Source organism: Thermanaerothrix daxensis (assembly GCF_001306145.1).
Classification (GTDB): domain Bacteria; phylum Chloroflexota; class Anaerolineae; order Anaerolineales; family Anaerolineaceae; genus Thermanaerothrix; species Thermanaerothrix daxensis.
Window position 1 is genome coordinate 230,779 of sequence record NZ_LGKO01000002.1, and the last position, 13,128, is coordinate 243,906.

At 58.2% G+C, this 13,128-nt stretch carries 12 protein-coding genes; 2 read left to right on the plus strand and 10 right to left on the minus strand.

Annotated elements, in window-relative coordinates:
• Positions 1 to 55: 55 nt before the first annotated feature.
• On the minus strand, positions 56 to 853 hold the full coding sequence (locus SE15_RS01160; protein WP_152965499.1) for a hypothetical protein: 798 nt from the start codon (positions 851 to 853) through the stop codon (positions 56 to 58).
• A 9-nt stretch (positions 854 to 862) separates the two neighbouring features.
• A complete protein-coding gene (locus SE15_RS13960) occupies positions 863 to 3,112 on the minus strand; it encodes an HD domain-containing phosphohydrolase (protein WP_083461609.1) in 2,250 nt (749 codons plus the stop codon).
• 234 nt (positions 3,113 to 3,346) lie between these two features.
• Between SE15_RS13960 and SE15_RS01170 the strand changes: the two genes are divergently transcribed.
• Complete coding sequence (locus SE15_RS01170; protein WP_054520275.1) at positions 3,347 to 4,273, plus strand: YitT family protein; 927 nt, start codon at positions 3,347 to 3,349, stop codon at positions 4,271 to 4,273.
• A 6-nt stretch (positions 4,274 to 4,279) separates the two neighbouring features.
• Here SE15_RS01170 and SE15_RS01175 read toward each other — a convergent pair whose 3' ends face one another.
• The 7 genes from SE15_RS01175 to SE15_RS01205 are packed head-to-tail and all read right to left on the minus strand — an operon-like array spanning position 4,280 to position 10,099.
• Entirely contained in the window at positions 4,280 to 4,948 is a 669-nt protein-coding gene (locus SE15_RS01175; RefSeq protein WP_054520276.1) for a lysoplasmalogenase, read from the minus strand.
• A 19-nt stretch (positions 4,949 to 4,967) separates the two neighbouring features.
• Entirely contained in the window at positions 4,968 to 5,888 is a 921-nt protein-coding gene (era, locus tag SE15_RS01180; protein ID WP_054520277.1) for a GTPase Era, read from the minus strand.
• Positions 5,889 to 5,890: 2 nt separating this feature from the next.
• Positions 5,891 to 6,796 carry a DMT family transporter gene (locus tag SE15_RS01185; RefSeq protein WP_054520278.1) on the minus strand — a complete coding sequence of 302 codons (906 nt, stop codon included), beginning with the start codon at positions 6,794 to 6,796 and terminating at the stop codon, positions 5,891 to 5,893.
• Entirely contained in the window at positions 6,774 to 7,334 is a 561-nt protein-coding gene (locus SE15_RS01190; protein WP_054520279.1) for a methylated-DNA--[protein]-cysteine S-methyltransferase, read from the minus strand. Before SE15_RS01190 ends, SE15_RS01185 begins: the two co-directional genes overlap by 23 nt.
• A 22-nt stretch (positions 7,335 to 7,356) precedes the next feature.
• Positions 7,357 to 8,211 carry an ABC transporter permease gene (locus tag SE15_RS01195; RefSeq protein ID WP_054520280.1) on the minus strand — a complete coding sequence of 285 codons (855 nt, stop codon included), beginning with the start codon at positions 8,209 to 8,211 and terminating at the stop codon, positions 7,357 to 7,359.
• Positions 8,212 to 8,235: 24 nt separating this feature from the next.
• On the minus strand, positions 8,236 to 9,087 hold the full coding sequence (locus SE15_RS01200; RefSeq protein ID WP_236689964.1) for an ABC transporter permease: 852 nt from the start codon (positions 9,085 to 9,087) through the stop codon (positions 8,236 to 8,238).
• Positions 9,047 to 10,099 carry an ABC transporter ATP-binding protein gene (locus tag SE15_RS01205; protein WP_054521301.1) on the minus strand — a complete coding sequence of 351 codons (1,053 nt, stop codon included), beginning with the start codon at positions 10,097 to 10,099 and terminating at the stop codon, positions 9,047 to 9,049. Before SE15_RS01205 ends, SE15_RS01200 begins: the two co-directional genes overlap by 41 nt.
• 404 nt (positions 10,100 to 10,503) lie before the next feature.
• Between SE15_RS01205 and SE15_RS01210 the strand changes: the two genes are divergently transcribed.
• Positions 10,504 to 12,498 carry an ArnT family glycosyltransferase gene (locus SE15_RS01210; RefSeq protein ID WP_054520281.1) on the plus strand — a complete coding sequence of 665 codons (1,995 nt, stop codon included), beginning with the start codon at positions 10,504 to 10,506 and terminating at the stop codon, positions 12,496 to 12,498.
• Between the two features lie 21 nt (positions 12,499 to 12,519).
• On the opposite strand, the gene recR is transcribed toward SE15_RS01210, so the two are convergent.
• Positions 12,520 to 13,128, minus strand: a complete 609-nt coding sequence (gene recR, locus SE15_RS01215; RefSeq protein ID WP_054520282.1) for a recombination mediator RecR — start codon at positions 13,126 to 13,128, stop codon at positions 12,520 to 12,522.

Consider the following 13,128-nt stretch of genomic DNA (forward strand, 5'->3'; position numbering starts at 1 on the left):
CCTGGCAGGCCAGAGAATACGGATACCAGGTCAATTTCTGTCGGTTTGCGCTTGTTTACATCCTCTCACTCTGCACGCGCACTTCCCGAATCTCCAGCCAGGCCGGTGGGGTGGCTTCTAACCCGAAGCGCAACTCGCCCTGGGGAGTGAAGGCTGCATACTGATTGTCAATCCACATCACCAGCCCCAATCGCCCGCGGGGCGTCACGGAGGTTTCACAAACCGTTATCCCATCAACACTGAAGCGGCTTCTCTCTGCCTGCCAGTATAGAGTGTAATGGTGCCATTCGGTCACGTCTATCTCAAGATGGAGGGCGTCCTGGTGAATCCACAAGCGCAGCAGACGGCGCAGGAGGCGCGCGGTTGGCGGCCAGAGCAAAGCTGGCAGGGCAATGAGAGCGGGAGCAAGCCATGCGGCTGACCAGGTGGGGGCGGAAAACACAGCGGCCAGGAAGCCGTTGGCCGGTTGATCATCTTGCAGACTGAGAAAGTTCCGGGGAGAGGCGTGAAAAAACCAGAGGGCCTGCGGCCATGTGGGCAGATGGCGGGCCGTGCCACGCACCCCTAATGGCATGGCAAACGGATCATTCCACAACCCAAAGCCCCAAGTGCCCGGTAGGGTAGAGGAGGAAACCCGCGCCGCAAGGTCCAGGCGCAGTGGGGGCTGCCAGGGAAAGTAAGAGCGCGGTAAGAGCAGATAGTCATCCAACTGGGCCAGAGCATACGTAGTGGGTGAGGTTGCGGGTAGTTGTAGTAACCAGCCCTCAGGCGCCATTGGTAAGACCTGTCCCCCGCCTGTCTGGCGTGCTTCCAGGTGCAGGGGCCGGGAGCAAGAGAAATGCGGTGTGGACATGCTGGAATCTTATTGTACCTGCGAACCGCCGGCCTGCGCGAGAGGCAGTGCTTCGCCTTCTTCATCCAGTAACTCAAGAAAGGCTTCCACAATCCGGGGGTCGAAGAGAACACCCGCCTGCTCTTGCAGGTAGGCCCGAGCCCGCTCCGGTGACCACGCCGGGCGATAAGGTCGTTCGCTGGTTAGTGCATCCCAGACATCTACCACCGCGAAGATGCGGGCGCCCAGCGGAATTTCCTCGCCCTTCAATCCACGTGGGTAACCACTGCCATCCCAGCGCTCGTGGTGGGCGTAGAGAATCTCCACGGCTCGTTTCAAGAAGGGGATATCCTTGAGCAAGTCGTAGGCAGTTTGTGGGTGCTGGCGCATGATCTGCCATTCCGCTTCGGTTAGGGGTCCGGGCTTGAGCAGGATGTTATCGGGAATGCCGATCTTGCCGATATCGTGCAGCAAGGCCCCATAGCGCAAATCGTCCAAATCCGACCCCTGAATGCCCAGGCGGCGCGCCAGCGCCAGGGTGAGGCGCACCACGCGTTCAGAATGGCCCTGTGTCTCGCGGTCACGCAGTTCTAGGGCGCGTGACCAACCCGAAAGGGTGGCTTCAATGGCCCCTTTCAATTCGCGGTTTAACTGCTCGGTGGTCAAAAGCAGTTGTGCATTTTCCAGGGCAATGGCCGTTTGGAGTGCCAAGGCCTCAAAAAAGGCCCTCCACTCCTCATTGGCAAGCGGGGGAGGGGTTTCACGAATAACCAGCACCAGCATCAGGCCGTAGTCGTGGTCATATGTCCGCAGGGGAGCCAGCCCCACTAGGCGGATGGGCGGAGCGCTTCCATTGCCCAGAAGGGTCGCCAGAACCTCGGGCGAAAACACTTTGGCATGCCCGCGCCTCTGAGCAGCCTGGAGCAAGTCGGTCGGTAACTGCCGGAGCAGGGGTAACACCTCATGCGAGAGACCCTCTGAGAGCACCGGGCCGGGCAATGCCAAGGAGCAGGTCTCCAGAGGAAGCAGAACCACTCCATCCACCGCCAGTGCCTGGCGTATGAGGTTCAAGATGGTGTGCAGTTTGTCCCTCAGGCGAATATCGCTGGCAATGGTTTGGTCAATCTGGTGCAGTACGCTGAGTCGCTCCAGGCTGGCCTGAGTGATTGCCAGGCTGCGCTGCAGGCTGCGGTTACTTTCCTGCAGGGAAAAGTGGGATACGGCTAAATCGCGGGTGAGATCATTGATGGTGCTGGCTAGGATGCCAATTTCATCCTGGCCATTAACTTCCAGCTGCCGGTTGAGGTTCCCCTCGTGCCGAATAGCGGCGACGCCTTCCATTAGTCGCTGTAAGCGTCGGCCGTAGCGCATCTGGAGCAAGGCCAGGATTGCCCCACCCAGGAGAGCCTCGAAAAGCACCAACAATCCCCCCAGAACACGCAGGCTGGAAACGCCTTGCAGATAAACCTGGCGGGGGTGAATGACTTTGAGCACCAGGATCGGTTGTTCCCACACATCCTTTAGGATCAAGTAGCCCCACAATTCTGCCGGGGGGTGAAGCAGACCTCTTGAGGGAGCCAGATGAACGTGGGGTTGGTCGGAAACCTCCGGATCGGTCAGCATGGTGCGCACATCGGCAGGGAGGGGATCGTAGACCGACCAATGGTCAAAATGCTGACCGCTCCATACGGCGATGCGTTCCCATTCGCGGTCATCCAGCCAGAGCCCGGTAATGTAAGTGCCCGCCACTGGCCCCGTGCGGTCGCTACGTAAAATGTGGCGCGCCGAGATGATGAGCGCACCCGCTTCGGTGAGCACAATTCCTTGCACTTCCGAGAGGGGGTCGTGGGGGGAAAGGCGGTAACGCACACTGCCGATGCGTTCCAGGGCATTTGCGCTTAATGGGACTTCAGTCCCTGGCTCTAAATCCACTGCGCGTGCCAGAACCAGGCGGTCCTGAGCGTCGTAGAAGAGCATGAGGTTGATCTGAAGACCTTGGAACGATTCGGGGGCCAGGTTTGCTTCAACGTACTCGGGAAATTCCCCCCGAACAAAGGCATACGTGTCGTTCCAGTAAGCCCAGTCGGCCGTGGAGGCGTTGAGGCGGTTCTGCTCAGCGGCCAATGCCCCCACCACCCGATCCAGGCGTTGGTGAAGATATTCATGATCGAGCCGGTCAAATTGGGGTAGAAAAACGGCATAAGAAAGACCGAAAGCCGTGCCTGCGGTGAGAATCAGAACTGCCAGGAGGATGTGGAAAACACGTCGGCTCAGAGTCACAGGGGCTCTTCCCGGAGAGTCAAAGCCTTTGCATGCACCCGGTTAGTCTACTTGAAAAGTCGGTTTTGCGGGTTTAGAGTTACTTAACAATTTTGTAAGAAAATCGTTAGAGAAATTGTTGGGGTTGAAGATACCCGGGTTACAAACTCCCATGGGGTTGTTGAGTGGCTACCCAATCCCCCATGAGTTCCGTATAATTGGCTGGCATTGTCATTTTTTGCAGGAGGTTATGGGATGAATACCCAACGATCACCCTGGTTACCCCTTCCGCCGGGTTGGACGCTGCAGACCTGGGTAAGGGGTCTGGATTTTTCTTGGAAGACGATTCAGGAACATGCCTTTATCATTCTAGGTGGGCTGGTGCAGGCTTTCGCCATGCGCCTCTTTTTAGTTCCTGCGCAATTGGTTAGCGGTGGGGTTAGCGGCGCCGCGCAGATCATTAACCACTTCACCCAATGGCCGATTGGCTTGATGGTCTTTATAGGCAATGTTCCTTTGTTCATCCTAGGCTGGCGCTATCTGGGCGGGATGCGCTTTGCCTGGCGCACGGCGCTGGCCATCGTGTCTTTTTCGTTCTTCACCGATTTTCTGGTCCTTTTCATCCCCCCCGAAGGCGTCACCCAGGACCTGGTGCTGGATTCCCTGTATGGGGGAATTCTGTTGGGGATCGGTCTGGGCATGGTCTACCGTGGGCAGGGCACCAGTGGGGGAAGTGACATTCTGGGGCGCATTCTCAACCATCGGTTGGGCATTTCGATTTCCCAGGCTTACTTAATCACCGATACTCTGGTTGTGCTGGGGGGTGGCCTGGCCTTCAATTGGGAACGGGCTTTATACGGCTTGCTGGTTATCTACGTCAGTGGGCTGGCCGCCGAGGCGGTTTCGGAAGGCTCGGGGGTCTTCCGCATGGCGCTCATTGTCACCAATCAGCCAGAGGCAATCACGCAGCGCATTATGACCGTCCTGGAGCGTGGGGTGACCATTCTGCCCGGCACGGGTGGGTATACGGGTGCGCCGCGCCCAGTCCTCTATTGTGTCATCACCCGCTCGGAAGTGAACCAGTTAAAGGAATTGGTGCGGGAGGTAGATCCGCGCGCCTTCATGGTTATTGGGCAGGCCCATGATGCTCTGGGGGAGGGTTTTCGCCCGTTGGTGCAATGAGGGGGTTCAGAGCAGGCCGGCCTGGCGAAGCACGCCTGCGATGAACAGCGCCTGGCCGAGGTGGTAAGTGACGATGACAATGATCCCCCCATGTCTGACCGGGGCGATCAGGCGGTGATTGGCGAGGGTGAAGTCGGAGATGAAAAAGAGGGTGGCCCCCAGGCCCACCAGCAAGGCGGCCGGGGACGGCCAGTTGGGACGCCAGAGCGTCAGCCACGCGGAGAGGGTCATGATACCGATGGCCAGGGTGTACACAAGAACCGCCGGCAGTAGTAGGGTGGTTTCGGGACGCTGGCTCAGCCGACGGGAGAGGTGGCGGAAGCCCAGCGCGGTGATGGCGGCCAGGGCGGCAGTGGTCATCAGCGTTTCGGCCTGCGCCGGGGGTGGGGTGGGGTTGAGTCCGATTATATAGGCAATGTGAGTTAGCAGGAAAGCCAGCAAACCCATCAGGAAGTAACGGCGCGGTAGAAGCAGCGCAACATCCCCGATCAGTGAGAATAGCAGGCCAATCCCAAACCAGCGGGTGTCGGCCTTCCAACCTCCCAGCGTGCTGAATGCCAGGATCAGCGCCAGCAGAGCGCCGGGTTTGGCAAAGTAGCGCACCTTCAGACGCTCGTGGCTGACTGCCCACCAATCCATAACGGCCAGTACGGCCATCACGCCAAACCAGATCATTGCCTACCCTCCTTTCGGCTCAGCGTCGCCCCAGGGAATAACCCAGCCAGCGCAGTGCCTCGGGTTGGTTGCGCCAATTTTTGTTGACTTTGACGTGCAGATCCAGGAAGACCTTGCGCCCGCTCATGGCCTCGATTTCCATGCGCGCGGTTGTGCCGATCTTCTTAAGCATCTCGCCTCCCTTGCCGATGACGATGGGCTTCTGGCTCTCTTTTTCCACGAACAGGGTGGCGTGAATGTAGGCTGTGTTCTCGTCGCGCTCTTCATACTCATCAATACGAACTGCAACAGCGTGGGGCACTTCGTCGCGCAAGTGCAGCAGGGCTGCCTCGCGGATCAATTCAGCGGCAATATCGCGCTCGTAATAATCGGTGATCTGGTCGGGGTCGTAATAGGGCGGGTGCGCGGGCAGAAAATCCAGAATGGCCTGGAGTAAGTCCTCGCGCCCCTGGCCGGTGGTGGCCGAAAGCAAGATCGTCCGCGCCGCCTGCGGCGCCAGTTCGGCGTAGGCGGCTTGCTGACCCGGTAACGCTTTGGCGCTGACCAGGTCAACTTTGTTGAGCGCCAAAATCAGGGGGGGAGCATTGCGCAATTGCTGCAGGCGCTGGGCGATGAGACGGTCTTCTTCGCCGGGTAGGCGGTGGGCCTCGACCAGCCAGACCAGAACGTCGGCGTCTTCCAGGGTTTCTTCGGCCACGCGATTCATGTACTCGCCCAGTTTGTGCACCGGGATGTGAAGGCCGGGCGTGTCCATGAAGATGATCTGTGCATTTTCCAGGGTGAGGATGCCCAATTGCCTTCTGCGGGTGGTCTGGGGTTTGGGCGAGACGGCGGCAATCTTTTGCCCCAGGTAGGCGTTCATTAAGGTAGATTTACCCACGTTGGGGCGCCCGATTAAAGCGACGAAACCGGCTTTGTAGGAGGATGGGTCTGGTTTCATTTTCAGGTCTTCTCTCCGATTTCTGCAAGGTTACGCGTGTTGGGGCGCAGCAGGTTGACCACGGCTACACCGCTGATAATCAGTGCTCCTCCAACCAGGAGGTGCCAATCCGGGCGTTCGTGCAAAAAGAGGACTCCCAGGATCACCCCAACGAGCGGAAAAATGTAGGTGACCAGGGTGGTGCGGGTGGGGCCGATGGACTGCAACAGAGAATAATAAAGCAGGGTTGCCACGCAAGAACCCATCAGACCCAACCAGAGGACGGAGACCCATGTGAGGGGATGTTGGGGGAATGTGAAGGGGCTTTCCAGGCCGAACGCCAAAGGGAGCATGACCAGGGTTGCCATCAGGGATTGTCCCAACGACTGTACCTCAGGAGTCAGGCCGCGTACCTTGCGGCGAGCGTACACGGCCGCCGCGGCGTACGAGATGGCAGCCAACAGCATAGTGAATTGCCCAATTTTGAGGCGGGTCAAATCCCCCTGTACCTGGTTTGACATGAGCACCACCACCCCCAGGAAGCCGACTAGCAGTCCCATTCCCTTGGGCAAGGTCCAGGGGTCATCCGATAAAAAGAGTGGGGCCATTAAGAGGGTAAACAGCGGTACGGTGCTGTTGAGAATGGCGGCCATACCGGAGGAGATGTATTGCTCGCTCCAGGAAATAAGGACGAAAGGCAGGGCCATGTTGAGTACTCCCAAGACGATGAAAGCAGGGAGGACCTGCCGCCAGGGCATGGAGGCCCGGCGCAAGCGTGCAATGAGCCATAAACCCAACGTGGCAAAGAAGACGCGCAGAGTCACCAAGGTGAAGGGACCCAGTTCCTGCACACCAATTTTGATCCACAGGAAGGACGAGCCCCAGATCAGCCCGAGCAGAATAAACTTAAGCCACTCTCTGATTGACAATTTGATGTCCCTCTAATTGTAAGAGCCAGACTTTGGTGGGAAGTCCCTCGCCCGCACCATAACCGTGCAGTGTGCGGTCACTACCGATCACACGGTGGCAGGGAATAATCAGAGGAATAGGGTTGTGCGCCATGGCACTGCCGACTGCCCGCGCTGCTTTGGGCCTGCCCAGGTGGGCGGCAATCTCGCCGTAGGTACGTACTTCCCCAAAGGGAATTGTGTAGGTGTATTCCAAAATGGGGCGCGAGGATGGGGAAACTACCAGCCAGTCCAGAGGCACCCGAAATTGACGCAATTGGCCGGCCAGGTAGGCGGCCACCTCATCCAGGGCCTGGTGGAGGATGCTGCGAGCTTTTTTGAGGCCAGTGCCCTCAGAAGAGATCTCGATAATTGAACCCCCAATGGTCAGACGGATGACACCATTTGGGGTCGCCCAGATGCTAATTGGCCCGATGGGAGAGTTTGGGAGATGCCCCACGACCAGGGCCATTTTGGGATCCGCTAGAATGGGCATGGGCTTCCACGAATCTTTTGACATTTTGCGCGCTCCTCTTTTGGAATCAGTAATTTGAGGTGTAGTCAATGAGCCCACGCTCGCGAGCCAGCCGCTCACACCAGCGAAAGACGACCAGACTGATGATTCCCAATGCCAGGGTCATCAAGGCCAGCAGTGCCAGCAGTTGCCCGTCGCTCAGGGCACTGAAAGTGGGGAAAGCCTGAGCCACCCGTCCTACCAGGGCGCGTCGCATCAATTCCAACCAGTAAGTAATGGGCAGGGCATAGCCAATCGGGCGCAGGTAGGCCGGCAGAACCTCTAATGGGAAAATGGCGCCGGTAAAGAGGAATAGCGCGCCGGCAACGGCATCTCCAATGTAGTAAGAATGGCGGGCGGTAAGCAGGGTGATCCCCGCCAGGATCAACCCCACCAGTCCGAGCATCAAGGTACCCAGGACCAGGCTGACGATCAACAAAGGCCATTGGATGGTGGAGAGGGCCAGGGGCATCTTCAGGAACCCAACCCCGAAGAGGATAATGATCAGCACGGCAAAGGAAGTGGTGAGGAAGCGTGCTACCCCACGCCCGAAAAGATAGAGGGGAATGTTCAACGGCGCCACGTAGATGTACTTGAGGGTGCGGTAGTGTTCACGATCATCAATGACCGCCCAGGAGACCCCGGTGGTGACGGCGCTAACATATTGATAAAAGGCATTCCCTAGGTAAAGGTAGGCAAACATGGGGGTATCAAAGGCTTGCTGGGTGACCACACGGTACATTACGACCAGGATGCCTGCTGCGGCCAGGGGTTTAATGATGGAGTAGATGGCAAACAGGAACGGGTCCGTCCAGTTGGACTCGATTTGCCAGCCCAACCAGGCAGCCATGCGGAACGAGCGAAATGCGGGAGATCGGAGCATGCGAGGTTTCCCTAATCAAGGAGGTTAGCGTCGGTTTTCGGTCAGGCGGGCTTCTTCGCGCGCCAGACGTTCCAGCGTCTTGAGCAGCCAGCGGGCCGCTACCAAAAAAACAACCGAGAGAACGGATAGGATGCCGATTTCGAGCGGGACGCTCAAGAAGCCCAGACTGGGGCCACTGCGAAAAGCCAGCTGGCGCATGGCGTCCAGCCCCAGGGAGAGGGGGATGATTGAGGCCCCCAGGGCTACCCAGAAGCCCAGATTCTTGAGCGGGAAGTAGAACCCCGAAAGCAGGTAAACCGGTTCCATGGCCAGGTTGACGTAATGCCATGCTTCTCGGCTAAAGAGCAGAAAGACCGAGGCGGTCATCATTCCCAAACCATAAAGGGCAACCATGGTCAGCACAAAGACAGCCAGCAATTGCCATGGGTTCATCACAACATACTGGACATTGAAAAGCCATGTGCCCAGGGCGATGATAGCACCGGCACGGAGCAAGGTGGCAATCATGCCGCCAACGGCCATGCCCAGTAAAATGGCCATGAGGGGTGCTGGAGAGATGATATATAACGCCAGATTGCCCTGCTCCTTCTCCCAGTAGAGCTGGCTGGACATGCTCCACAGCACATTCATCCAGAAGGCGATCATAGCGCCGCCAATCACCACAAACCCCACATAGTCTTCCGGCGCGCCAATGGCCCGATAAACGTAAACATAGGCGGCCACGTTGATCAGAGGCAACAGCACCTCGAAAAACATCCATGATTTCTCCCGCTGCTGTCCGATCACGCGCGGATAGGCGCGACCGATGACGGTTTGCAGGAAGAGGCGCCAGCCGCTATTCTTGCGTATTGGGGTGGTAGCCGTTACCACGCTCACGTTCGACCTCCTCCATGCGCAAGCCCACCAGTTGCACAAAGACATCCTCCAACGAGGGCTGGCGTTTTTGCAGGCTGCGCAAGTGCGCCTGCTGGCGTTCCAGTTCCCCGATCACCAGGGGTAGGACCCCCTCTTCGGCCAGGGAGATTTCGAGTTGCAACCCGCCGTTCATCCATTGGTGATGCAAGCGCAGCACCCCCGGCAGATTTTCAAGCGCAAGTGAGTTGAGAGGTTGCTCGGTTTCAACCAGGAGCTGGAAAATGGCCTCGTGCTGGACCTCCTGCTTCAGATGGTCGGGGGTGTCGCAGGCCAGGATGCGCCCCTCGTGGATGATGGCAACACGGTCGCACAGTTCTTCTGCTTCCTGCATGTAATGGGTGGTCAGCAGGATGGTGCGGCTGGGATTCTCGTCCATCCAGCGACGAATGAAAGCGCGCACCTCACGGGCGGCTTGTACATCCAGCCCCAGGGTGGGTTCATCCAAGAAGAGCACCTCCGGGTCGGTCATAAACCCCCGTACAATGTTCATTTTCTGGCGCAAGCCAGTGGAAAGATCGGAGGATTTCGTATTGGCACGGTCGGCCAGGCCAATCATTTCCAGGAGTGTTTGAATGCGCTGATGAGCCTGGCGACTGGGAATGCCGTAGAATTGAGCGAACATCCACAGATTTTCGCGGACAGTCAGCAATCCATAGCCAGAAGTTTCACCGCCTGATACCATGTTGATCCGCGGGCGCACCTTATCACTTTCGCGCACCACGTCAAAACCGGCCACCCAGGCACGGCCACGGGTGGGGGAGAGCAGGGTGGTCAGAATTTTGATCAGGGTGGTTTTGCCGGCGCCATTGGGCCCAAGCAAGCCAAACAATTCGCCGCGTGGGATGCTGAGGTTTATGTCTTCCAGGGCCACGCGCTCGCGCATTTCGCCTTTCTTAGCGCCGCGAATCTTGTAAATGCGACTCAGGGCTTCAGTTTTGATGGCCAGATCATCGAGATGGGTTTCAGTGGTCACAGCAATCAAAGCCTCCGCGGTTGATTGTAGAAGGAATGTTCAATATCGTCAATGCCCAATTGAGAACTCCAGGCAACCAGGTTTGTTAGATGATGGGTATAGTAAAGTTGCCTCTTCTGTGCGAAGATCCGTGCACTGTCAGGCGATTGTAAGGTGAGCGTAGGGTAAGCGTAGGTTTTGCGTCAAGAAAGGCGATCTGATTTGTGCTAATATACAGGCAAGGGCGACTTCTCTTCTTCTCCTCCTTAAATAGCGAGCCGGGGTCGGCGTCTCCGGCTCGCTACGATTTAACTCCCGTTTTCCCCTTCTTCCAAAAGTCCGAATCCACGGTCCAATCTCAACCCGGTTTTGGGAAGTATCCCCTATAATTATGGCGTTGCACTGACCCCTTGGGGGAAGGGAGCATGTCCACACGCCAGCGACAGATCCTTGGGCTTGTTGTCATTGTAATATGGGTGCTGATGGGGTTGGGGTTATATTACCTGACTCACAAGCCAATCACCCCCCCGATGGCGGCCAGCCTGCTTCTGGCACTGGGACGGCTGAGCGGCGTAACTCTCTTGGTGGCCTGGCTGGGTGGGCTGGGGCGACGCTTCTTCAACCCGGTTGAAGTCTCACCACTCGAACGACTTGCCTTACAGGTGGCCGTGGGAGGCGGTGTTCTGGCGCTGGCAACATTGGCAGTAGGGGCAACACTGGGGTTGAAGGGCGGCTTTCTGGTAGCGGTGGGTCTGGGGCTTGGATTGGTTTTACACCGGGAGATCATCGCTTGGTTACGGGATTGGAAGGCCCTGTATGGGCTTTGGGCGCAGGCCACGCGACCCGGTCAGGCACTGGCTTTGGCCAGCGCGTTGTTGTTGATTCTGGCGCTGTTCATGGCCCTGGCTCCACCGCTCAAGTGGGATGCGCTGGTTTATCACCTGCTACTACCTCGGGTGTACCTGGCAGAGGGGCGTATTGGCGATCTGGCCTGGCTGGTGCGCAGTGGTCACCCGCAAAACGGTGAGATGCTTTACATTTGGGCCATGGCCTGGGGAGGAGCGGAAGCCGCCACAACCCTGGGCTGGGCATTGAGCCTCGTAGCCGTGGTGGGACTGCTCGGCTGGCTGAGTCGCACTTTAGATGCTCGTGCGGCCTGGATCGGGGTCAGTGCACTGCTGGTGGGCCAAAGCGTGTGGGAAGCTACAGCCTGGGGATATGTGGATTGGCTAACGCTTTTCTATGGGGTGGCTTTCTTGATCGCCCTTTATACCTGGCAGGAAGAAAACGATCCCAAATGGCTCGGGCTGGCAGGGCTCATGGTAGGGCTGGGTTTTGGCGTTAAGTACACGGCGGGCATTCTGGGAATTAGTGGAGGGGTGCTTATTCTGGTTCATGCGCGCCGCCGTGGAAATTCGCCCTGGCCGGCACTGGGACGCTTTGTGGGGCCAGCGTTTTTGGCGGGTTTGCCGTGGCTGCTTAAAAACTACCTTCTGGTAGGCAATCCGGTTTATCCATTGCTCTTCCCCTCCGGAGCCATGACATCGTTTCGCCTGCGCCTTTTCCAGTATGGTCCCATTTTCGGCCATCCGGTATTAGATACTTTGTTCATGCCGCTCCGGGCAACGTACCTAGGTTTGGAAGGCGCAGAGGGTTACGGAGCCGATATCGGTCCGCTGTTGCTGCTATTAAGCGGGCTGGCTGGGCTGGCCTGGCGCCGGGGTTCTCCCGCAATCCGAAGGCTGTTAACAACCCTGGGACTCACGTTTTTGAGTGGCTGGCTGGTTTGGGCTGTGGGTGGGCGTCTCTCGGGCTTGTTACAGCAAACGCGTCTTTATTTCTGCCTGCTCCCGGCCTGGGCTGGACTGGCGGCTCTGGGGGAGTGGGGTAGTCGTTCGGAGGTGTGGTTGGGGGTGCGTCTGCGCCGCCTTGTGATGGCTGGATTGGGCGTGGGCATGGGTCTGGGGCTCTTTCAGGCACTCTCTACGGCTTTGGAGAGCCGGGTGATGGAGGCCCTTTCAGGTCAAATCCCCGAAGCGGCCTACCTTGTTCATCATCTGGGGGGCTTTGGGGAAGCCATGCAGGCAGTGTGGGTTTTGCCGGAAGAGAGCCAGGTTTTGATGATTTACGAACCACGTGGCCTCTATTGCTGGCCACGCTGCCTGCCTGATGAGGCCATTGACCGTTGGCCGGTAGATTGGCAAACCTACGGCAGCCCAGAGGCGGTACTACGCGCCTGGCGCGCCGCTGGCTTCACGCATGTGCTTGTCAACCAGGACGGCGTTGCCTTCTTGCACCAGGACGGCGTGCGGCCTTATCCGTTAACGGTTTTGGAGGGGTTGGAGCAGACGCTGGCCGATTTGGTCCTGGTGCAGGATTTTGGCACCCATGCCCTTTACTATTTGCCGGCCCAACCGTAGGAGTTTTTCAAAGGCTGTCGGTCAGTCCATTTCCTGGCGGCCTGCCAGGGCGCGTAATAAGGTGTTTTGATCGGCGTATTCCAGGTCGCCACCTACCGGCAACCCCCGGGCCAGTCGTGTCACCCGCACCCCGAGCGGCAAGAGTTGCTGGCGCAAATAAAGGGCAGTGGCGTCCCCTTCCAGACTGGGATTGGTGGCCAGGATGATCTCGCGTACCCCGCCCCGCCGCACGCGATCCAGGAGCGGCCGAATTTTCAGGTCCTCTGGGCCGATACCTTCGATGGGTGAAAGCACCCCATGCAGCACGTGATACCGCCCCTTGAACGCCGCCGTGCGCTCAATAGCCAAAGCATCCAGAGGCTCCTCGACGACGCAGATCAGGCTCTCATCGCGCTCGGGATCGGAGCAGATCTCACAAAGGGATTGGCCGGCACGGGTGATGTTGAAACAATTTTCGCACAAGGCCGTTTGGCTCTTAAGGGCCAGTAACGCCTCGGCTAACTGGCGTGAGACCTCTTCGGGTGCGCGTAGCAGGTAAAAGGTGAGACGCGCGGCTGTTTTAGGGCCAATTCCCGGCAGACGTTCAAATGCTACGGCCAGGTTTTGTACCGGTTCGGGCAGAACTGCCAT